Genomic DNA, 20,739 nt, shown 5'->3' with positions numbered 1-20,739 from the left:
GGATGAAAATCATCATCCTTGGGGCAGGGCAGGTCGGCGGCACGCTGGCTGAACACTTGGCCAGCGAAGCCAACGACATCACCGTGGTGGACACCGACAGCGAGCGCCTGCGCAACCTCGGCGACCGCCTCGATATCCGCACCGTGCAAGGACGCGCCTCGTTTCCCACGGTACTGCGCCAGGCCGGTGCCGACGACGCCGACATGCTGGTGGCGGTGACCAACAGCGACGAGACCAATATGGTCGCGTGCCAGGTCGCCCACACCCTGTTCCACACCCCGACCAAGATCGCCCGCGTGCGCGAAGCCGCCTACCTGACCCGCGCCGGCCTGTTCGACAACGACGCGATTCCGGTGGACGTGCTGATCAGCCCGGAACAGGTGGTGACCCACTACATCAAGCGCCTGATCGAAATCCCCGGCGCCTTGCAGGTGATCGACTTCGCCGAGGGCAAGGCGCAACTGGTGGCCGTGAAGGCTTACTACGGCGGGCCGTTGGTGGGCCAGCAACTGCGCCAGCTGCGTGAACACATGCCGAATGTGGAAACCCGCGTGGCGGCCATCTTCCGCCGGGACCGGCCGATCCTGCCCCAGGGCGATACGGTGATCGAAGCGGACGACGAAGTATTTTTCATCGCCGCCAAGGCGAATATTCGCGCGGTCATGAGTGAAATGCGTCGGCTCGACGAGAGCTACAAGCGCATCGTCATCGCCGGTGGCGGGCAGATTGGTGAGCGCCTGGCCGAGGCCATTGAAAGCCGCTATCAGGTGAAGATCATCGAGATGAACCCGGCACGCTGCCGGCATTTGTCCGACACCCTCGACAGCACCGTCGTACTGCAAGGCAGTGCCTCGGACCGCGATCTGCTGATGGAAGAAAACATCGCCGACGCCGACATCTTCCTGGCCCTGACCAACGACGACGAGGCCAACATCATGTCGTCGTTGCTGGCCAAGCGGCTGGGGGCGAAGAAGGTGATGACCATCATCAACAACCCGGCCTACGTTGACCTGATCCAGGGCGGCGATATCGACATCGCCATCAGCCCGCAGCTGGCCACCATCGGCACCTTGCTCGCCCACGTGCGCCGTGGCGACATCGTCAGCGTGCACTCCTTGCGCCGGGGCGCGGCGGAAGCCATCGAGGCGATCGCCCACGGTGACGCGAAATCGAGCAAGGTCATCGGCAAGGCCATCCGCGATATCGGCCTGCCGCCGGGCACCACCATCGGCGCGATTATTCGCGATGAAGAGGTGATCATTGCCCACGACGATACCGTCATCGAGACCGGCGACCATGTAATCCTGTTCCTTGTGGATAAAAAACATATCCGCGATGTGGAGAAGCTGTTCCACGTGGGCCTGAGCTTTTTCTGATTTGACGGAGTGACCGACATGCTCGATTCCCTGGAAAAAATGCTCGCCAAGGGTGTGGATAACTCGTTGCTGCGCTTTGGTTTGGGCAAGGGTTATTTGGATTTGAAGGACAACGCCAAGGCGGCGGAGCATTTGCAGAAATGCGTCGAGTTCGATCCGAAGTATTCGGCGGCGTGGAAGTTGTTGGGTAAGGCCCAACTGGGTTTGGAGGATCGTGCAGCAGCAAGGTTGGCCTGGGAACAAGGGATCGTGGCGGCTCAGGCCCATGGCGACAAACAGGCCGAAAAAGAGATGACGGTGTTCCTGAAGAAACTCGACCGTCAGGCCTGAGGTGATCCCTGTGGGAGCTGGCTTGCCTGCGATAGCATCACACCGGTGTAACTGAAACACCGAGTTGCCCGCATCGCAGGCAAGCCAGCTCCCACATTTGATCTCCATTGGCAGGGAGATCAGCGGTTAATCAGTACCACCGCTCCTCACCCGGCGGGCGCTTCTTGAAGCGCTTCATGCTCCACATGTACTGGCTCGGATACGCGCCGACATACCGTTCCACCACCTTGCTCATCGCCGCGCAGGACGTAGCGGTGTCGGTGCTGTACATGTCTTCCGGCGCCGCTTCCAGGATCACTTTGTAACCCGAACCATCCGGCAGCCGCAGGGCATGCAGGAAAACACCCACGGCCTTGTGGCCGGCGAGCATGTTCGGCACGAACTTGCTGGTGAGGGCCTGGGTGGCGAAGAACGGCACGAAGATCCCCGCGGATTCGGCCGGCTCCGGGTCGGCGGGAATGCCCACCTGGCCGCCACGGCGCACTTCCTTGATCACGCTGAGAATGCCTTCCTTGGTCGACGCCGCCACACGGTTGCCCAACTGCACGCGCTGTTTGCGCAGCAGTTCATCCACCGCCTTGAGCTTGGGCGGACGGTAGAAAATGATCGGTTTGCACTGGCTGCAATAGAAGTGGTTCAACACCTCCCAGTTGCCCAGGTGACTGGTGATGCCGACCACGCCTTTGCCGGAGGCTAGGGCTTCGTGCAGCACTTCCAGGCCTTCGACTTCGCGGACCAGGTCAATCGAGCGTTGGGCCGGCCAGATCCAGGCACACGCGCTTTCGGTGAGGGATTTGCCGATGTCCATCAGGCTCTGGCCCACCAGGCGCTCGCGGGCGGCCGGGTCCATGTCGGGGAAGCATTTGGACAGGTTGATCCGCACCGTGTCGCGGGAGCGGTTGGGGGTTTTCCACATGACCCAGCCAATGGCCGTGCCGACGGCCTGGACGGCGCGCCAAGGCAGCAGGGCAAATAACCGGAGAGCGCCTACCAGCAAGGCGCCTTTCAACTTTTCCACAGGTCACTCCTGATCGTGTGTGGTGCGCAAAGCCGGCATTCTAACCGGCGTTGGCCAGGTCCGCGTAACGGTCGCAGTCCTGGGTGTGGTCCATGACCATGCCGCTGGCCTGCATGAACGCGTAGCAAATGGTCGGGCCAACAAAGGTGAAACCGGCTTTTTTCAAGGCTTTGCTCATCGCTTCGGCCTCGGCGGTGATCGCCGGGACTTCGCTGCGGTCCTTGAAGTGATTGACCTTGGGCACGCCGCCGACAAACGACCAGAGCAACTTCACCGGGTCCTCCAGCGCCAGCCAGGCAGCGGCATTGCGCCGGGTGGCGTTGAGCTTGAGGCGATTGCGCACGATGCCCGGGTCGAGCATCAGCGCTTCGATTTCGGCATCGGTGAGCCGCGCCAGGCGTTGTGCATCAAAACCAAACAAGACCTTTCGATAATGCTCGCGTTTGCGTAAAACGGTGATCCAGGAAAGGCCCGCCTGGAACCCTTCGAGCAAAAGCAACTCGAACAAGCCCTGCGCATCGCGCAGCGGCGTTCCCCACTCCTGATCGTGATATGCCATGTATAGCGGATCTTCAGAACACCAAAAGCAGCGTGGCATAAGGCTCCAGGGGATGGTGGCGCGGCCGAATCGGGTATACTCCCGCTCTTTAAATCGCAGCCCAAGTAACAGGTGAATTTCGTGAGCCAGCCTACGCCAGCCGTGCGTACCTTCCAAGACTTGATCCTCGCCCTCCAGCAATACTGGGCCGAGCAAGGTTGTGTGGTACTTCAGCCCTACGATATGGAAGTAGGCGCCGGCACTTTCCACACCGCTACATTCCTGCGGGCCATCGGCCCGGAAACCTGGAACGCCGCTTATGTGCAGCCCAGTCGGCGCCCGACTGACGGCCGCTACGGCGAAAACCCGAACCGTCTGCAGCACTACTACCAGTTCCAGGTGGTACTGAAGCCGAACCCGGACAACTTCCAGGAACTGTACCTGGGCTCGCTCAAGCACGTTGGCCTGGACCCGTTGGTCCACGACATCCGCTTCGTCGAAGACAACTGGGAGTCGCCAACGCTCGGCGCCTGGGGCCTGGGCTGGGAAGTCTGGCTCAACGGCATGGAAGTGACGCAGTTCACTTACTTCCAGCAAGCGGGCGGCATCGAGTGCTACCCGGTGACCGGCGAAATCACCTACGGCCTCGAGCGCCTGGCCATGTACCTGCAAGGCGTGGACTCGGTCTACGACCTGGTGTGGGCTGACGGCCCGTTCGGCAAAGTGACCTACGGCGACGTGTTCCACCAGAACGAAGTGGAGCAATCCACCTACAACTTCGAACACGCCAACGTCGACAAGCTGTTCGAACTGTTCGACTTCTATGAAAGCGAAGCCAAGCGCCTGATCGAACTCGACCAGCCGCTGCCGTTGCCGAGCTACGAAATGGTGTTGAAGGCGTCCCATACCTTCAACCTGCTGGATGCGCGCCGGGCGATCTCGGTAACCGCGCGTCAGCAATACATCCTGCGCGTACGCACCCTGGCGCGTTCCGTCGCCCAAGCCTACCTGCTGGCTCGCGCCAAGCTGGGCTTCCCGATGGCTACCCCGGACCTGCGTGATGAAGTGTTGGCTAAGCTGGAGGCTGCACAATGAGTGCTCAAGATTTCCTGGTTGAACTGGGCACCGAAGAGCTGCCACCCAAGGCACTGAATACCCTGGCCGACGCGTTCCTGGCCGGTATCGAAAAAGGCCTGCACAGCGCTGGCCTGAAGTTCGCCGCGAAAAAAGTCTACGCCGCGCCACGTCGCCTGGCCGTGTTGCTGACCGCGCTGGAAACCCAGCAGCCGGACCGCAGCATCAACCTCGACGGCCCGCCACGCCAGGCGGCTTTCGATGCCGAAGGCAACCCGACTCAAGCCGCGCTGGGCTTCGCCAAGAAGTGCGGCGTCGAGCTGAGCGAGATCGACCAGAGCGGCCCGAAACTGCGCTTCAGCCAGGTCATCACCGGCAAGCCGACCGCGAGCCTGTTGCCGACCATCGTTGAAGATTCCCTGAACGACCTGCCGATCCCCAAGCGCATGCGCTGGGGTGCGCGCAAGGAAGAGTTCGTGCGTCCGACCCAATGGCTGGTGATGCTGCTCGGTGACCAGGTCATCGACTGCACCATCCTCGCCCAGAAGGCCGGTCGTGAGTCCCGTGGCCATCGCTTCCATCATCCAGAAGCGGTGCGCATCACGTCGCCGGCCAACTACGCTGCCGACCTGCGTGCGGCCTACGTGCTGGCTGATGCCAATGAGCGTCGCGAGCTGATCAGCAAGCGCACCGAAGAGCTGGCCCGTCTGCAGGAAGGCACCGCCATCGTGCCGCCAAGCCTGCTGGACGAAGTGACCGCCCTGGTTGAATGGCCGGTGCCGCTGGTGTGCTCGTTCGAAGAGCGTTTCCTCGACGTGCCGCAAGAAGCCCTGATTACCACCATGCAGGACAACCAGAAGTATTTCTGCCTGCTGGATGTGGACGGCAAGTTGCTGCCGCGCTTTATCACCGTGGCCAACATCGAAAGCAAAGACCCACAGCAGATCATCGCCGGTAACGAAAAAGTCGTGCGCCCGCGCCTGACCGACGCCGAGTTCTTCTTCAAGCAAGACAAGAAGCAGAAGCTGGAAGACTTCAACCTGCGCCTGCAGAACGTGGTGTTCCAGGAGAAGCTCGGCAGCGTCTACGACAAGGCTGTGCGCGTTTCCAAGCTGGCGGCCTACATTGCGCCGCGCATTGGCGGTGATTCCGCCTGGGCCGCACGTGCGGGCCTGCTGTCCAAGTGCGACCTGGCCACCGAGATGGTCGGCGAGTTCCCGGAGATGCAAGGCGTTGCCGGCTACTACTACGCCCTCAACGACGGCGAGCCGGACGATGTGGCCCTGGCCCTGAACGAGCAGTACATGCCGCGCGGTGCTGGCGCTGAGCTGCCAAGCACCCTGACCGGTGCGGCCGTGGCCATCGCCGACAAACTGGACACCCTCGTGGGTATCTTCGGTATCGGCATGCTGCCCACCGGCAGCAAAGACCCGTATGCCCTGCGCCGTGCAGCCCTGGGCGTGCTGCGTATCCTGATCGACAAGAAGCTCGACCTCGACCTGACCCAGGCCGTGGTGTTCGCGGTTGGCCAGTTCGGGGCCAAGGTCAAGCAAGCCGGCCTGGCCGAGCAAGTGCTGGAATTCGTGTTTGACCGCCTGCGTGCGCGTTACGAAGACGAAGGCGTGGACGTGTCGGTGTACCTGGCGGTGCGTGCCCTGCAACCGGGTTCGGCGCTGGACTTCGATCAGCGCGTACAAGCCGTGCAGGCCTTCCGCAAACTGCCGGAAGCCGACGCCCTGGCCGCCGTGAACAAGCGTGTGTCGAACCTGTTGAGCAAGGCCGAAGGCCTGGGCAATGCGGACGTCGACCCTGGCCTGTTTGCCGACGCCAAGGAGTTCTCGCTGAACTCGGCCATCGCCAAGGCAGAGACGGCGGTGAAACCGCTGATCGCCGAGCGCAACTACGCCGAAGCGTTGGCGCGCCTGGCCACCTTGCGTGACCCGGTGGATGCGTTCTTCGAAGCCGTGATGATCAATGCCGAAGATGCGGGTGTGCGTAAAAACCGCTACGCCATGCTGGCGCGCCTGCGTGGTCTGTTCGTCAACATCGCTGACATTTCGACGCTGAGCTGACCATGTTGAAACTGCTGATTCTCGATCGGGACGGGGTGATCAATTACGACTCCGACGCTTACATCAAGTCGGTGGCGGAGTGGGTGCCACTGCCCGGTTCGATCGAGGCCATCGCGCAGTTGAGCAAAGCCGGCTGGACGGTGGCCATCGCCACCAACCAGTCCGGCATCGCCCGCGGTTACTACGACATCGCCACCCTGGACGCCATGCACGCGCGCTTGCGCACGTTGGTGGCCGAGCAGGGCGGTGAGGTGGGGCTGGTGGTGTACTGCCCCCACGGGCCGGATGAGGGCTGCGATTGCCGCAAGCCCAAACCTGGCATGTTGAAAACCATTGCAGAACATTACAAGGTGCCGTTGGCTGGGATATGGTTCGTCGGGGACAGCCTCGGTGACCTGGAGGCGGCCAAAGCCGTCGATTCTCAGCCAGTTTTGGTGAAAACCGGAAAAGGCGAAAAGACCCAGGCGAAAACCCTGCCGGTGGGCACCTTGATTTTTGACGATCTGGCGGCGGTTGCCGCAGAACTTATCAACAACTAGTCGCCCTCGACATCCTGACCAAGGAGTGTTCGGGAGTGCGCTTTTAACAGGCGGGCCATGCCCCGCAACGGTAAATGCCGCCATGTCGATCTTGCAGGCCATCAGAACCTTTTTCTTTTACCTGCTGCTGGGCACCAGTTCGTTTCTCTGGTGCACCCTGAGCTTTTTTATTGCGCCCTTTTTGCCGTTCAAGGCGCGCTATCGCTTTATCAACGTTTATTGGTGCCGCTGTGCGTTGTGGCTGTCCAAGGTGTTCCTGGGCATTCGCTTCGAGATCAAGGGTGCTGAAAACGTCCCGGACCAGCCCTGCGTGATTCTGTCGAACCACCAGAGCACCTGGGAGACGTTCTTCCTCTCGGCGTACTTCTCGCCCCTGAGCCAGGTGCTCAAGCGTGAGTTGCTGTATGTGCCGTTCTTTGGCTGGGCCATGGCCATGTTGCGTCCGATCGCGATCGACCGTGACAACCCCAAGGCTGCGCTCAAGCACGTGGCCAAGAAGGGTGACGAGCTGCTCAAGGATGGCGTGTGGGTACTGATCTTCCCGGAAGGTACACGAGTGCCGTTTGGCACCGTGGGCAAATTCTCCCGGGGCGGTACGGCATTGGCGGTCAATGCCAACCTGCCGGTACTGCCGATCGCACACAACGCCGGCAAGTTCTGGCCCAAGGAAGGCTGGGCCAAGCGCGCCGGCACCATCACCGTGGTGATTGGTGAACCGATGTATGCCGAAGGCGAAGGCCCACGGGCTATCGCTACGCTGAATGACCGGGCTGCGGCCTGGAATGAGGCTCAGCAACGCGCCATGGGCTCCCTGCCACCGGAGCCGGTAGTGACGCAGGTCCCTGCGGCTTGAGCTTCTGTGGATAACCTGTGTACGGATTGTTGGCGAATTGGCTTTTTTGCTTCATAACAAGCTGATTTACTTACATATTTCCCGAGGTCATAAAATTCGGAAAAAGGTGCATAAGTTTTTTCCCGCATAAAAAAACCGGTCCTTGTGACCGGTTTTTTATGCACAGCGAAAAATACGTTTTTCAGTCGTCAAGCAACGGCAATTGCAGGCTGAACGTGGTGCCCTTGCCCACCGTGCTCTCGCAGCTGATACGCCCGCCATGGCGCTCCACGACGGCCTTGACCATGGTCAACCCCAACCCCAGGCCATCGCTGCCCTGGGCCGATTCAAAGCGTCGGTATTGGCTGAACAACTCCGGCAAGTCCTCGGCGGCAATCCCCGGCCCCTGATCGCTGATGCGGCATTCCAGCCAGCCCTCTGTGGTGCCGTGGCGCAACCTGACGGTGGTGCCGGAAGGCGAATACTTGATGGCGTTTTCCAGGACGTTGAACAATGCACGGGTCAGCAGCGATTGATCGGCCGACACCATGCCCTCGTCAGCCTCATCCAGGTCATGGACCAGATGAATGCCCTTGAGCTGGGCCAGCAACGCGACCTGGTCAAACGCATCCATCACCAGCATGGCAAACAATGTCGGCTGGAAGTGGTAGCCGTCCGCCTCGGCCTTCGCCAGTTGCACAAAGGATTCGGTGAGGCTCAAGGCACGGCGTACCTGTTGCTCGATTTGGGCAAATACCGGCGACTCGCTGCCGTGTACATCCAGCAGCGCCAGGATCGCCGAGTGCGGCGCACGCAAGTCATGGGAGAGGAAACGCAGCATCGTCTCGCGGTGCTGCTGGGCTTCGCGCTCCTTGCTCAAGTCCGTCAGGCTCAGCAGCCAGCCCAGTGCAACGTCACCTTCTGCGGGCAGCAGCGGCGCGAGTTCCATGCGCAGGCTGCGCTGGTGGATATCCCGGAATTCGATCAACTCCAACGCCGAGAGGGCAGGGCGCACACCATTGTGCAGCGGTGGGTAGCCAAGATCGGCCAGTTGTTCGAGGAGGTTTTCACTGACTAGATCATTACCGAACACTTCTCGGGCGATGCGGTTGGCCAGCAGGATATTGCCCTTGGGGTCGGTAATCAGCGTCGCCACCGGCAGGCACTCCAGGCCATCGGCCATGAAGCGCCGGGTGTCGCGTGTGCGGCTGACGGCCTGCTCCAGGGCAAAGATACGGCCCTGCAAGACATCGCCTTTGCTGGCGGGTGCACGACGGCGTTCGGGCAGCACTTTGGGTTCGTTGTCCAGGCGCGCCAGTTCCCAGCCGAAGTAGGCCAGGATCACGCTGAGGCGCCGCCAGTTCCAGATCAGGTAGCTGAGCAGCAAACCGATCAGGCAGGCGGCAGGGGACCACCAATGGCCCAGGCGCAACAATGCCAGAGACCCGACCAGCGCAGCGGCCATGCAGCCCAGCGTCATCCACAGTGCGTAACGTGGGCGATAGAGCAACAGGCCGAGCAGCAACGCCACCACGGACGTCGCCATCAGCGCCGCCAGCCACCCAGGCAGATCAACAATGCTGCGCTCCTGCAGCAAACCGTTGAGCACGTTGGCCTGGATCTCGACACCCGCCGTGGTACCCAGCGTGGAAGAAATAGGTGTGGCGAAACGATCACCCATTCCAGATGCGGTCGCCCCGACCAGGATCAGACGATTGCGTAGCAACTCAGGGGAGACTTCACCCCGCAATACGCTGACGTAGGACACACTGGGGAAGTGGCTGTGGGCCGCGATGAACGGAATGCGAATGCCATGCTCACGGTGCCATTGTTCACTGACTTTGCCATGGGATTCAGCGGGCATCGGCGTGGGCTCCTGGGTGCCCATCTGATAGGCCAGCCAAGCCAGTTGCGGTGCCATGGCATCCAATGGGCCCTCACGCAAATACAGGCTGCGCACGACGCCGTCATTGTCTGCCTCGACATTGATATGCCCCACGCCCTTGGCGCATTTGAGCAGCGGCTGCATTTGTTCAGCAGGTTGGATGTAACTCGCCGGCCCTTCACGCAGCAACGGCAACAGCACGTTGCCGGCGTTGCACACCGCATCGGCCAGGCGTTTGTCATTGGCAGGGTTGCCCGGCTCGCTGAAGACCACGTCGAACAGGATCGCGGCCGGTTGCGCGGCGCTCAGGCGGTCGATCAAGTCGGCGTGCAAGCTGCGCGGCCAAGGCCATTGCCCCAACTTCTTGAGGCTGGGGCCGTCGATGGTCACCAACAGAATGCGCGGGTCTACCGGTAAGGGCGTAAGGCGGCGAAGGCTGTCGTAAAGCGGGTTGTTCAACGCCAGGCCTGGGCTCATGGACAAGTACGCGGTGATGGGCAACAACAGCAGACCAATCCACAACCACTCGCGTACCAGGCCATGGAACAGCCGTTGGGCGTGGGTGGGTTGGCGTTTTTCGGGCTTGCCCCAGAGCATCATAGGTCAACGTGCCTGTGCTGTTGTTGAGTAGTGGACGAGGTCATGGACCGTGGCTTTGCTCATCGTAGGACGACACTGGAGTTTACGACAGCGCACGCGTCGGCTGATCCTTTTACTTACGGTCAGGAGCCGGTATCTTTCCCACACAGGTACCGAGGACTTTCAAAGGCTTAACCGCTGATTGATCCCAGCGTACCGAGAGATCCAAGGGGTCGATGAATCTGCGCACAATTCTTCAGATTCAACGACCGGCATCTATGCAGCACGTGCCCTTATTCGAAACAGGCCAACGGCTGCCATACTTTTCAAGACGAAAGGACCACCCATGCGTGTCGCAATACTGGATGACGAACCCGCCGAACTGCGCCGGGTGGAACAGACACTGCGACAGATCCCCAGCACCGCCGAACAGCCTTGGACCCTGCACTGCTTTGAACGCGGTGAAGACCTGCTGCGTCAACTGCGCCGGGAAACCTTCGACCTGCTGATCCTCGACTGGCAACTGCCGGATATCACCGGCATTGCTTTGCTGCGCTGGACCCGCGAACACATGGAGTCGCCGCCCGCCGTCATCATGCTCACCAGCCGGGATGCCGAGAGTGACATCGTTACCGCATTGAACAGCGGCGCCGATGATTACGTCAGCAAGCCTTTTCGGCCCAACGAACTGAAGGCCCGGGTCACAGCGGTGTTGCGCCGGCACGGCCTGCAAAGGTCGGCAACCCATGAAGTGCAGAGCTTCAATGACCTGACCTTTGACGACGCCGAATTGACCGTGACCCGAGCAGGGAAGCCGATCAACCTCACTGAGCGTGAATACCGATTGGCCAGTTGCCTATTTGCCAACCTGGCACGGCCACTGTCCCGTGAGTACCTGTATGAGCGGTTTTGGACCCATGAAGAGATGGTGTCATCGCGGCCACTGGACACGCATATCTACCGGCTGCGAAACAAGCTGGGGCTCACTGCAGACAGGGGTTGGCAGCTGTTGACGATCTACGGGTATGGGTATCGGTTGGAGAGTGTGTCGACGACTTCGCCGTGATGTTCCACGTGGAGCATTTTGGAATAGACGTTGTTTTCACCCAATAAAAAAGGCCAACGCTAAGCGTTGGCCTTTTTGGTTTAGCGGTATGCCTGGATCAGAAATCCAGGTTAGAAACCGCCAGCGCATTGCTCTCGATGAAGTCACGGCGAGGTTCGACCGCATCACCCATCAGGGTGTTGAAGATCTGGTCTGCGCCAATGGCGTCTTCGATGGTCACACGCAGCATGCGACGCTGGCTTGGGTCCATGGTGGTTTCCCACAGCTGATCCGGGTTCATTTCACCCAGACCTTTGTATCGCTGGATGGTGTGGCGCTTGGTGCTTTCGGCCATCAGCCAGTCGAGGGCTTCTTTGAATTCCTTGACTTGCTTCTTGCGTTCGCCACGCTGGATGTACGCGCCGTCGTCCAGCAGGGTGCTCAGTTGAGCGCCCAGGGTCACCACGGTTTTGTAGTCGTTGCTGCCGAAGAAGTCGCGGTTGAAGGTGACGTAGTTCGACAGGCCGTGGGAGATCAGCTCGACCTCTGGCAGCCAGACGTTACGTTCACGGTCTTCACGCAGACTGGCTTTGTACACCAGGCCAGACTTCTCGGAGGTGCGCAGGCGCACTTCGTACTGGGCCAGCCAATCCTGCATCGCTGCGTGATCGCCCAACTGTTCCAGGCTGACGGCTGGCAGGTAGATGAAGTGTTCGGTCAGTTCCTGAGGGTACAGGCGCGACAGACGCTTGAGAGTCTTCATCACCATGCGGAAGTCGTTAACCAGGCGCTCCAGCGCCTCACCGGAGATGCCCGGGGCTTCGTCGTTCAGGTGCAAGCTGGCATCTTCCAGAGCCGACTGCGTCATGTACTCTTCCATGGCATCGTCGTCTTTGATGTATTGCTCTTGCTTGCCCTTTTTCACTTTGTACAACGGCGGCTGAGCGATGTAGATGTAGCCGCGCTCGATCAGCTCCGGCAACTGACGGAAGAAGAAGGTCAGCAGCAGGGTACGGATGTGCGAACCGTCGACGTCAGCATCGGTCATGATGATGATGTTGTGATAACGCAGCTTGTCGATGTTGTACTCGTCACGGCCGATACCGCAGCCCAATGCCGTGATCAAGGTGCCGACTTCCTGGGAGGAAATCATCTTGTCGAAGCGTGCCTTCTCAACGTTGAGGATCTTACCCTTCAACGGCAGGATGGCCTGGGTACGACGGTTACGACCCTGCTTGGCGGAACCGCCAGCAGAGTCACCTTCCACCAGGTACAGTTCGGAGAGGGCAGGGTCCTTCTCCTGGCAGTCAGCCAGTTTGCCCGGCAGGCCAGCGATGTCCAATGCGCCTTTACGGCGGGTCATCTCACGGGCCTTACGCGCGGCTTCACGGGCACGTGCGGCGTCGATCATCTTGCCGACGACCAGCTTGGCTTCGTTCGGGTTCTCCAGCAGGAAGTCGGAGAAGTATTTGCCCATCTCCTGTTCCACTGCGGTCTTCACTTCGGAAGACACCAGCTTGTCTTTGGTCTGGGAACTGAACTTAGGGTCCGGCACTTTTACCGAGATAATTGCGGTCAGGCCTTCGCGGGCATCGTCACCGGTGGTGGCAACTTTGTGCTTTTTGGCCAGGCCTTCGGCTTCGATGTAGGTGTTCAGGTTACGCGTCAGTGCGGAACGGAAACCCACCAGGTGAGTACCGCCGTCGCGCTGTGGAATGTTGTTGGTAAAGCACAACAGGTTCTCGTTGAAGCTGTCGTTCCACTGCAGGGCGATTTCCACGCCGATGCCATCTTCACGCTGGATGTTGAAGTGGAACACCTGGTTGACCGCGGTCTTGTTGGTGTTCAGGTATTCAACGAACGCACGCAGGCCGCCTTCGTACTTGAACAGCTCTTCCTTGCCGCTGCGCTCGTCCTTGAGGACGATACCCACACCGGAGTTGAGGAAGGACAGTTCACGAATACGCTTGGCCAGGATGTCCCAGCTGAAGTGGATATTCTTGAAGGTTTCAGCCGATGGCTTGAAGTGGATCTGCGTACCGGTGGTTTCGCTGTCGCCAACGATTTTCATCGGTTCTTGTGGAACACCGTGGACGTAAGTCTGTTCCCAGATCTTGCCGCTGCGGCGAACGGTCAGAATCAACTCTTCGGACAGTGCGTTCACCACCGACACACCTACACCGTGCAAACCGCCGGAGACTTTGTAGGAGTTGTCATCGAACTTACCGCCGGCGTGGAGCACGGTCATGATGACCTCTGCCGCCGAAACGCCTTCTTCTTTGTGCACATCGACCGGAATGCCTCGACCGTTGTCGCGCACGGTGATGGACTCATCCGGGTGGATGATGATGCTGATGTCGTCGCAGTGACCGGCCAGCGCTTCGTCGATGGAGTTATCGACCACCTCGAACACCATGTGGTGCAGACCGCTACCATCATCGGTGTCGCCAATGTACATACCGGGACGTTTGCGTACGGCATCCAAACCTTTCAGCACTTTAATGCTGGTCGAGTCGTACGTGTTTTCTTCGCTCATGCCTTCACTCCCGATGGTCGTGGGTCTGGGTGATACGGCCCTGTTCCACGTGGAACAAAGCGACTGGCGTTTCCGTCTGCCAGCCTTCCCTCAATAATTCGTGGTCTACACAGGTGATAAACACCTGGCAGCGTAAGTCTTCCAACAAGCGGCATAACGCGCGGCGATGTTGCTCGTCGAGTTCGGACGGCAAGTCATCCACCAGATAAATACACTGACCGCGTCGGGCCTGGCTAACCAAATGGCCCTGGGCGATACGCAGCGCGCACACCACCAACTTCTGCTGGCCACGGGACAAGATATCCGCGGCATTATGTGCGCCTAATCTAAGGCGCAGATCAGCCCGTTGGGGGCCGGCCTGGGTATGGCCAATTTGCTGGTCCCGCTGCAAGGACGTCGCGAGCACTGCACTCAGTTCACGCTCTTTGTCCCAGCCACGGTAGTAGCTCAGTGTCAGCCCTTCGAGATCCAACAACTCGCTCAAAGTCTGCTCAAAGACTGGTTTCAAGGCTTTGATATAAGCGCGGCGGTATTCATCTATTTCGTCGCTGGCCAGGCACAGTTCCCGGTCCCAGGCCGCTTGCGAAGCGGCGTCAAGTGTACCATGCCGCAGCCACGAGTTCCGCTGCCGCAGGGCCTTCTGCAGGCGCTGCCAAGTGGCCATGAATCGCGGTTCCACGTGGAACACTCCCCAATCGAGGAACTGTCTGCGGATTTTTGGCGCACCTTCCAACAGGCGAAAGCTGTCGGGGTTGATCAGTTGCAGTGGCAGAATTTCCGCCAACTGGGCCGCACTACGTGCGTTTTGGCCGTCAATGCGGATCAGGAACTCACCACCGCGATCACGGGATATCCCCAAGGCACTGTTGCCGCCTTCCGCCAGTTCGACTTGGCCGAATACCGTGCACGCCAATTGTTCGTACTGGATAACCGGTAACAAGCGGGCACTGCGGAAGGAACGGGCAAGCCCCAACAAATGGATGGCTTCCAGCACGCTGGTTTTGCCACTGCCGTTGGCGCCGTAGAGGATATTGATGCGGGGGGAGGGGGAGAAGGTCACCGGGTGCAGATTGCGCACCGCGGTGACCGAGACGCGACTAAGGGACATCTAGCTTCTATTACAGGCGCATCGGCATAACAACGTAAGCCGAGTCGTCGTTGTCAGATTCCTGCACGAGGGCGCTGCTGTTGGAGTCCGACAGAATCAGGCGAACCTGTTCGGTGGTCATCACACCCAGCACGTCGAGCAAGTAGCTCACGTTGAAGCCGATTTCGAGGGAGCCGCCGTTGTAGTCAACGCCCACTTCTTCTTCCGCTTCTTCCTGCTCCGGGTTGTTGGCCTGGATTTTCAGCTGACCGTTGGCCAGTTGCAGACGAATACCCCGGTACTTCTCGTTGGACAGAATCGCCGTACGGCTGAATGCTTCACGCAAGGCCTGACGGTCGCCGATCACCAGCTTGTCGCCGCCCTTGGGCAGTACGCGCTCGTAATCCGGGAACTTGCCGTCAACCAGCTTGGAGGTGAAGGTGAACTCGCCGGTGGTGGCGCGGATGTGGTGTTGGCCCAAGACGATGCTGACATTGCCGTCCGGCTCGGTGAGCAGGCGCGCCAGTTCGAGGATACCTTTGCGCGGCACGATCACCTGGTGACGGTCCGGTTGGCCGATATCGGCTTTCATGGAGCACATGGCCAGGCGGTGACCGTCGGTGGCCACGGCGCGGATGATGCCTTCAGACACTTCCAGCAGCATGCCGTTGAGGTAGTAACGCACATCCTGTTGCGCCATGGCGAAGCTGGTGCGTTCGATCAAACGACGCAGCTTGCTCTGCTCCAGGCTGCAGGTCAGCGAGCCCGGGCCTTCTTCCACGGTTGGGAAGTCATTGGCTGGCAGGGTGGACAGGGTAAAACGGCTACGGCCGGCCTTGACCACCAGCTTGGCGTCATCAACCTTGATATCGATCAGCGCGTCGTTCGGCAGGCTTTTGCAGATATCCATCAGCTTGCGCGCCGGCACGGTGATCTCGCCAGGTTCGGCGGGCTCTTCCAACTGCACACGACCGACCAGTTCGACTTCCAGGTCGGTACCGGTCAGGGACAATTGCTGGCCTTCGACCACCAGCAATACGTTGGAAAGCACCGGCAAGGTCTGTCGGCGCTCGACGACGCCTGCGACCAGTTGCAGGGGTTTCAACAGGGCTTCGCGTTGAATGGTGAAATGCATGGTCTAGTCCCTTGCCTTAATAAGCTGCGCTGGTGTCATCACGTTGTCAGTGTACGCAGCAGGTTCTTGTAGTCCTCGCGAATATCCGCGTCGGATTCCTTGAGTTCGTTAATCTTGCGGCACGCGTGCAACACGGTGGTGTGATCGCGGCCACCAAACACATCGCCGATTTCCGGCAGGCTGTGGTTGGTCAACTCTTTGGAGAGCGCCATGGCCACTTGCCGTGGACGTGCCACCGAGCGCGAACGGCGCTTGGAGAGCAGGTCGGAAATCTTGATTTTGTAGTATTCGGCAACCGTGCGCTGAATGTTATCCACACTCACCAGTTTATCTTGCAGCGCCAGCAGGTCTTTCAGGGATTCGCGAATAAGCTCGATGGTGATATCGCGGCCCATGAAGTGCGAGTGGGCGATGACCCGCTTGAGTGCGCCTTCCAGCTCGCGCACGTTGGAACGAATGCGCTGGGCGATAAAGAAGGCAGCGTCGTGGGGCAGGTCGACCTTCGCCTGGTCAGCCTTTTTCATCAGGATCGCGACGCGGGTTTCCAGTTCCGGCGGCTCTACCGCAACGGTCAGGCCCCAGCCGAAGCGCGACTTCAAGCGCTCTTCCAGGCCTTCGATTTCCTTCGGGTAGCGGTCACTGGTCAAGATGACCTGTTGGCCGCCTTCGAGCAGGGCGTTGAAGGTGTGGAAGAACTCTTCCTGGGAACGTTCCTTGCGCGCGAAGAATTGAATGTCATCGATCAGCAAGGCATCAACGGAACGGTAGAACCGTTTGAACTCGTTGATGGCGTTCAGCTGCAAGGCCTTGACCATGTCAGCCACGAAGCGCTCCGAGTGCAGGTACACGACCTTGGCATTCGGGTTCTTCTTTAATAGGTGGTTACCCACAGCGTGCATCAAGTGGGTCTTACCCAAGCCAACGCCACCATAAAGGAAGAGCGGGTTGTAACCATGCTTGGGGTTGTCGGCGACCTGCCAGGCAGCGGCGCGGGCCAGCTGGTTGGATTTACCTTCGACAAAGTTCTCAAAGGTAAAGGTACGATTCAGGTAGCTGGTGTGCTTGAGCGCGCCTTCGACTTGCACGGTGCGCTGTTCGGCGCGAACCGGTGCTTGCTGGGAGCTGGCGCCAGCCATCGGATCGAAGCTGTCGCGTGACGGTTCCTCGTTCTCAGGCGCGCTTTTTTGCGCGGAGGACTTGGATGGCGCGGGGGCTGGAGCCGGCGCAGCCGGTGCAGTCGCGACCTGGGCTTGCGAAGCGGCAGCCGCCAGCGGCGCATTCGGCGCAGCACGAGGGGCGGAGCTGCGTTTGCTACCTATTAATAAGGAGAGCACGGGCGCGACGCCGTTACCGTGTTCGTCGAGCAACTCGAGAACGCGGCTCAGGTACTTCTCGTTGACCCAGTCGAGAACAAACCGATTGGGTGCGTAGACACGCAACTCGTCGCCTTCGGCTTCGACTTGTAGTGGACGGATCCAGGTGTTGAATTGCTGGGCAGGCAGCTCCTCGCGCAAAAGCTCCACGCACTGCTGCCAAAGTTCCACTGACACGGATATCCCCTAAGTTGAAAGCCGGTGAGGCAAAAACAGCCGCCATTGTAGCGGCGCGCTGCCCACTTATCCACATGTAGGTTGCGCACAAGGCAGCCAAAATCAACGCGTTAACCACAAAAAAAGCGACCAATGGTCTGTGCATAAGCTCTGTGGATAAGCGCACCTAAGGTCGTTGTACAAGTGGGGGCGAAAGTCTGTGGGTAACTGGCCTGTGGATAACAACCCATTCCACCCACAGCTTATCCGACAGTGCAGCACAGGCAGAGCCCAGTTTCTCCCCCGTGTTGTCATTCTCTGTACATCAGGTGGAATATGGCCTCAAGGCAGTTATCCACAGATGATCGCCGCCCTAGCTTTTATAAGCTTTACAGAAAAGCTTTAAATAACTTCCTTCTTTATTTTTATATCTATGGCATTACCCGTGAAAGCCGAGCGGATAGAAAAGGACGCTTTGCCCTATAGAGATCTAATTGAAGGAAAAGCTGGTTGGAAATTGACCTAGAGGCTTGCTTTCTCTAGAATCGCCGGTCTCTTAAAACGGGGGCCATTCCGGCCCGTTGTGGACGAACCAGGTAACAACGCCATGAAACGTACTTTCCAACCAAGCACCATCAAACGCGCCCGCACCCACGGTTTCCGTGCTCGCATGGCTACCAAGAACGGCCGTGCTGTCCTGTCGCGTCGTCGCGCCAAAGGTCGTGCACGTCTGGCAGTTTGATAATCCGGTACCTGTGGTGAGTCAGGACTTCAGTCGGGAAAAGCGTCTGCTAACCCCCCGGCACTTCAAGGCAGTCTTTGACTCCCCCACCGGCAAGGTTCCGGGGAAAAATCTCCTGCTCCTTGCGCGTAACAACGATCTGGATCACCCCCGTCTCGGGTTGGTGATCGGCAAGAAGAGCGTAAAGCTCTCCGTTGAGCGCAATCGCCTCAAGCGTCTGATGCGCGAATCGTTTCGCCTCCACCAGGACACTCTGGTTGGTTGGGATATTGTTATCGTCGCGCGCAAAGGCTTGGGGGACGTAGAAAACCCCGAATTGATTCAGCATTTCGGCAAGCTCTGGAAACGTTTGGCGCGTACCAACAAGCCAGCACCAGCAGTCAGCACCGAAACTGTAGGGGTAGACAGTCCTGATGCGTAAACTGGCAATCGTTCCGATCCAGTTTTACCGCTATGCCATTAGTCCCCTGATGGCCAACCACTGTCGTTTCTACCCCAGTTGTTCCTGCTACGCGTTAGAGGCCATAGAAAATCATGGTCTTCTGCGCGGTGGCTGGCTGACCTTTCGTCGTTTAGGTCGCTGTCATCCGTGGAATCCCGGTGGTTATGACCCGGTTCCGCCTATCCCTACCTCCCGTTCTTCTTCGATGGCCGAGTAATCATGGATATTAAACGCACGATCCTGATCGTCGCCCTGGCAATCGTGTCCTACGTCATGGTCCTTAATTGGAACCAGGACTACGGCCAAGCTGCCCTGCCGACTCAGAATGTTGCTGCCAATGCTGTTCCAGCGGGGCTTCCCGATACAGTGAGTGGCACCAACACTGCCGCCAGTGATGACATTCCACGCGCAGCGGGCGAAACAAACGCACCCGCCGAAGTACCAGTTGCCGCCAGCACAGACCTCATCCAGGTAAAAACGGATGTATTGGACCTGGCTATCGACCCGCAAGGTGGCGATGTCGCCAAACTGACACTTCCTCTGTACCCGCGTCGTCAGGATCACCCGGAAATTCCATTCCAGTTGTTCGATAACGGTGGCGAACGTGTTTATCAGGCTCAAAGTGGCTTGATCGGCACCAACGGCCCTGATGCGAGCCCTACCGGTCGTCCGGTTTTCTCCTCGGAGAAGAAGAGTTATCAGCTGGCCGATGGCCAGGACCAGTTGGTCGTCGACCTTAAGTTCAGCAAGGATGGCGTCAACTACATCAAGCGTTTCACTCTGAAACGCGGTCTGTACGACATCGTTGTCACCTACTTGATCGACAACCAGAGCGCGCAGCCTTGGACTGGCGCAATGTTTGCCCAGCTCAAGCGTGATGCCAGCTCCGATCCGTCGTCCAGCACCGCTACTGGCACCGCGACTTACCTGGGCGCTGCCCTGTGGACAAGTTCGGAGCCGTACAAAAAAGTGTCGATGAAAGATATCGACAAGGTTGCCGAAGACAAACAAAAGGCACCGATCACCTACAACGTGAACGGCGGCTGGGTTGCTTGGTTGCAACACTACTTCGTGACCGCGTGGATTCCTCAGCCTGGCCAGAACAACCTGGTTGCGGCGCGCAAGGACACCAAAGGCAACTACATCATTGGCTACACTGGCCCGGCGTTGACCGTCGCACCAGGTGCCAAGGCTGAAACCAGCGCCACTCTGTACGCCGGCCCGAAAAGCCAGGCTGTGCTCAAAGAGTTGTCCCCAGGTCTGGAACTGACTGTGGACTACGGCATTCTGTGGTTCATTGCCCAGCCGATTTTCTGGCTGCTGCAACATATCCACAGCATCGTCGGTAACTGGGGCTTCTCGATCATCTTCTTGACCATGCTGATCAAAGGGATCTTCTTCCCTCTGTCGGCAGCCAGCTACAAGTCGATGGCGCGCATGCGTGCCGTGGCGCCGAAACTGGCAGCGTTGAAAGAGCAACATGGTGACGACCGGCAGAAAATGTCGCAGGCCATGATGGAGCTGTACAAGAAAGAGAAGATCAACCCGCTGGGTGGATGCTTGCCGATTCTGGTACAGATGCCAGTATTCCTGTCGCTTTACTGGGTTCTCCTGGAAAGCGTGGAAATGCGCCAGGCGCCGTTCATCCTGTGGATTACTGACCTGTCGATCAAAGACCCGTTCTTTATTCTGCCGATCATCATGGGCGCGACCATGTTTATCCAGCAGCGTCTGAACCCGACTCCGCCGGATCCGATGCAGGCCAAGGTAATGAAAATGATGCCAATCATCTTCACCTTCTTCTTCCTGTGGTTCCCAGCTGGTCTGGTGCTGTACTGGGTAGTCAACAACGTGTTGTCGATCTCTCAACAGTGGTACATCACACGTAAAATCGAAGCGGCTACCAAAAAAGCCGAAGCGTAATTTACTCTGTGGGTAACCACTCAAGACGCCCCCTAGTGGGGCGTTTTGCTTTCCGTC

At 59.1% G+C, this 20,739-nt stretch carries 18 protein-coding genes; 11 read left to right on the top strand and 7 right to left on the bottom strand.

What is annotated here, in order from left to right; translation table 11 throughout:
• Positions 1-2 precede the first annotated feature (2 nt).
• Both trkA and DBR46_RS16515 read left to right on the top strand, forming a co-directional pair.
• Positions 3-1,376, top strand: coding sequence for a Trk system potassium transporter TrkA (trkA, locus tag DBR46_RS16520; RefSeq protein ID WP_017736256.1), 1,374 nt, complete (start codon positions 3-5; stop codon positions 1,374-1,376).
• An 18-nt stretch (positions 1,377-1,394) separates the two neighbouring features.
• Positions 1,395-1,706, top strand: coding sequence for a hypothetical protein (locus DBR46_RS16515; RefSeq protein ID WP_124527034.1), 312 nt, complete (start codon positions 1,395-1,397; stop codon positions 1,704-1,706).
• A gap of 130 nt (positions 1,707-1,836) precedes the next feature.
• On the opposite strand, the gene DBR46_RS16510 is transcribed toward DBR46_RS16515, so the two are convergent.
• Together DBR46_RS16510 and DBR46_RS16505 are read right to left on the bottom strand one after the other, a co-directional pair.
• The gene (locus DBR46_RS16510; protein WP_017736254.1) at positions 1,837-2,724 is read right to left on the bottom strand and encodes a lysophospholipid acyltransferase; all 888 of its coding nucleotides are present in this window, start codon (positions 2,722-2,724) and stop codon (positions 1,837-1,839) included.
• Between the two features lie 40 nt (positions 2,725-2,764).
• Positions 2,765-3,322 carry a DNA-3-methyladenine glycosylase I gene (locus DBR46_RS16505; RefSeq protein WP_124527033.1) on the bottom strand — a complete coding sequence of 186 codons (558 nt, stop codon included), beginning with the start codon at positions 3,320-3,322 and terminating at the stop codon, positions 2,765-2,767.
• Positions 3,323-3,403: 81 nt separating this feature from the next.
• Between DBR46_RS16505 and glyQ the strand changes: the two genes are divergently transcribed.
• The 4 genes from glyQ to DBR46_RS16485 all read left to right on the top strand — a co-directional run bounded on the left by glyQ (position 3,404) and on the right by DBR46_RS16485 (position 7,800).
• Positions 3,404-4,357, top strand: a complete 954-nt coding sequence (glyQ, locus tag DBR46_RS16500; RefSeq protein WP_003187265.1) for a glycine--tRNA ligase subunit alpha — start codon at positions 3,404-3,406, stop codon at positions 4,355-4,357.
• Entirely contained in the window at positions 4,354-6,408 is a 2,055-nt protein-coding gene (gene glyS / locus DBR46_RS16495) for a glycine--tRNA ligase subunit beta (protein WP_124527032.1), read from the top strand. The genes glyQ and glyS overlap by 4 nt, the downstream gene beginning before the upstream one ends.
• Before the next feature lie 2 nt (positions 6,409-6,410).
• Complete coding sequence (gmhB, locus tag DBR46_RS16490; RefSeq protein ID WP_177414067.1) at positions 6,411-6,947, top strand: D-glycero-beta-D-manno-heptose 1,7-bisphosphate 7-phosphatase; 537 nt, start codon at positions 6,411-6,413, stop codon at positions 6,945-6,947.
• Between the two features lie 82 nt (positions 6,948-7,029).
• Entirely contained in the window at positions 7,030-7,800 is a 771-nt protein-coding gene (locus tag DBR46_RS16485; protein WP_124527031.1) for a 1-acyl-sn-glycerol-3-phosphate acyltransferase, read from the top strand.
• Between the two features lie 181 nt (positions 7,801-7,981).
• Here DBR46_RS16485 and DBR46_RS16480 read toward each other — a convergent pair whose 3' ends face one another.
• The gene (locus tag DBR46_RS16480; protein ID WP_124527030.1) at positions 7,982-10,264 is read right to left on the bottom strand and encodes a CHASE2 domain-containing protein; all 2,283 of its coding nucleotides are present in this window, start codon (positions 10,262-10,264) and stop codon (positions 7,982-7,984) included.
• A 325-nt stretch (positions 10,265-10,589) separates the two neighbouring features.
• Here DBR46_RS16480 and DBR46_RS16475 point away from each other — a divergent pair, with 325 nt between their 5' ends.
• On the top strand, positions 10,590-11,309 hold the full coding sequence (locus DBR46_RS16475; protein ID WP_124527029.1) for a response regulator transcription factor: 720 nt from the start codon (positions 10,590-10,592) through the stop codon (positions 11,307-11,309).
• A 97-nt stretch (positions 11,310-11,406) separates the two neighbouring features.
• On the opposite strand, the gene gyrB is transcribed toward DBR46_RS16475, so the two are convergent.
• The 4 genes from gyrB to dnaA are packed head-to-tail and all read right to left on the bottom strand — an operon-like array spanning position 11,407 to position 17,596.
• Positions 11,407-13,824 carry a DNA topoisomerase (ATP-hydrolyzing) subunit B gene (gene gyrB / locus DBR46_RS16470; protein WP_017736246.1) on the bottom strand — a complete coding sequence of 806 codons (2,418 nt, stop codon included), beginning with the start codon at positions 13,822-13,824 and terminating at the stop codon, positions 11,407-11,409.
• A 4-nt stretch (positions 13,825-13,828) separates the two neighbouring features.
• A complete protein-coding gene (recF, locus tag DBR46_RS16465; RefSeq protein ID WP_124527028.1) occupies positions 13,829-14,932 on the bottom strand; it encodes a DNA replication/repair protein RecF in 1,104 nt (367 codons plus the stop codon).
• A 10-nt stretch (positions 14,933-14,942) separates the two neighbouring features.
• Positions 14,943-16,046: a DNA polymerase III subunit beta gene (dnaN, locus tag DBR46_RS16460; protein WP_017736244.1), complete on the bottom strand. Its 1,104-nt coding sequence runs from the start codon at positions 16,044-16,046 to the stop codon at positions 14,943-14,945.
• Positions 16,047-16,084: 38 nt separating this feature from the next.
• The gene (gene dnaA, locus DBR46_RS16455; protein WP_124527027.1) at positions 16,085-17,596 is read right to left on the bottom strand and encodes a chromosomal replication initiator protein DnaA; all 1,512 of its coding nucleotides are present in this window, start codon (positions 17,594-17,596) and stop codon (positions 16,085-16,087) included.
• Positions 17,597-18,182: 586 nt separating this feature from the next.
• Between dnaA and rpmH the strand changes: the two genes are divergently transcribed.
• The 4 genes from rpmH to yidC are packed head-to-tail and all read left to right on the top strand — an operon-like array spanning position 18,183 to position 20,682.
• Complete coding sequence (gene rpmH, locus DBR46_RS16450) at positions 18,183-18,317, top strand: 50S ribosomal protein L34 (protein WP_003213577.1); 135 nt, start codon at positions 18,183-18,185, stop codon at positions 18,315-18,317.
• 16 nt (positions 18,318-18,333) lie between these two features.
• Complete coding sequence (rnpA, locus tag DBR46_RS16445) at positions 18,334-18,738, top strand: ribonuclease P protein component (protein ID WP_207040237.1); 405 nt, start codon at positions 18,334-18,336, stop codon at positions 18,736-18,738.
• The gene (gene yidD, locus DBR46_RS16440; protein WP_080752880.1) at positions 18,731-18,976 is read left to right on the top strand and encodes a membrane protein insertion efficiency factor YidD; all 246 of its coding nucleotides are present in this window, start codon (positions 18,731-18,733) and stop codon (positions 18,974-18,976) included. The genes rnpA and yidD overlap by 8 nt, the downstream gene beginning before the upstream one ends.
• Positions 18,977-18,978: 2 nt before the next feature.
• Positions 18,979-20,682 carry a membrane protein insertase YidC gene (yidC, locus tag DBR46_RS16435; RefSeq protein ID WP_124527025.1) on the top strand — a complete coding sequence of 568 codons (1,704 nt, stop codon included), beginning with the start codon at positions 18,979-18,981 and terminating at the stop codon, positions 20,680-20,682.
• Positions 20,683-20,739 lie beyond the last annotated feature (57 nt).

It is taken from the genome of Pseudomonas sp. KBW05 (assembly GCF_003852405.1).
Lineage (GTDB): Bacteria > Pseudomonadota > Gammaproteobacteria > Pseudomonadales > Pseudomonadaceae > Aquipseudomonas.
This window is presented reverse-complemented; position numbering and strand designations above follow the sequence as displayed.

Excerpts from the sequence above, each read along its gene's own strand:
- glyS (WP_124527032.1), top strand. The coding sequence starts at position 4,354 with ATGAGTGCTCAAGATTTCCTGGTTGAACTGGGCACCGAAGAGCTGCCA.
- DBR46_RS16480 (WP_124527030.1), bottom strand. The coding sequence starts at position 10,264 with ATGATGCTCTGGGGCAAGCCCGAAAAACGCCAACCCACCCACGCCCAA.
- yidC (WP_124527025.1), top strand. The coding sequence starts at position 18,979 with ATGGATATTAAACGCACGATCCTGATCGTCGCCCTGGCAATCGTGTCC.
- dnaN (WP_017736244.1), bottom strand. The coding sequence starts at position 16,046 with ATGCATTTCACCATTCAACGCGAAGCCCTGTTGAAACCCCTGCAACTG.
- rpmH (WP_003213577.1), top strand. The coding sequence starts at position 18,183 with ATGAAACGTACTTTCCAACCAAGCACCATCAAACGCGCCCGCACCCAC.
- gmhB (WP_177414067.1), top strand. The coding sequence starts at position 6,411 with ATGTTGAAACTGCTGATTCTCGATCGGGACGGGGTGATCAATTACGAC.
- gyrB (WP_017736246.1), bottom strand. The coding sequence starts at position 13,824 with ATGAGCGAAGAAAACACGTACGACTCGACCAGCATTAAAGTGCTGAAA.
- yidD (WP_080752880.1), top strand. The coding sequence starts at position 18,731 with ATGCGTAAACTGGCAATCGTTCCGATCCAGTTTTACCGCTATGCCATT.
- trkA (WP_017736256.1), top strand. The coding sequence starts at position 3 with ATGAAAATCATCATCCTTGGGGCAGGGCAGGTCGGCGGCACGCTGGCT.
- DBR46_RS16515 (WP_124527034.1), top strand. The coding sequence starts at position 1,395 with ATGCTCGATTCCCTGGAAAAAATGCTCGCCAAGGGTGTGGATAACTCG.
- DBR46_RS16505 (WP_124527033.1), bottom strand. The coding sequence starts at position 3,322 with ATGCCACGCTGCTTTTGGTGTTCTGAAGATCCGCTATACATGGCATAT.
- DBR46_RS16485 (WP_124527031.1), top strand. The coding sequence starts at position 7,030 with ATGTCGATCTTGCAGGCCATCAGAACCTTTTTCTTTTACCTGCTGCTG.
- DBR46_RS16475 (WP_124527029.1), top strand. The coding sequence starts at position 10,590 with ATGCGTGTCGCAATACTGGATGACGAACCCGCCGAACTGCGCCGGGTG.
- recF (WP_124527028.1), bottom strand. The coding sequence starts at position 14,932 with ATGTCCCTTAGTCGCGTCTCGGTCACCGCGGTGCGCAATCTGCACCCG.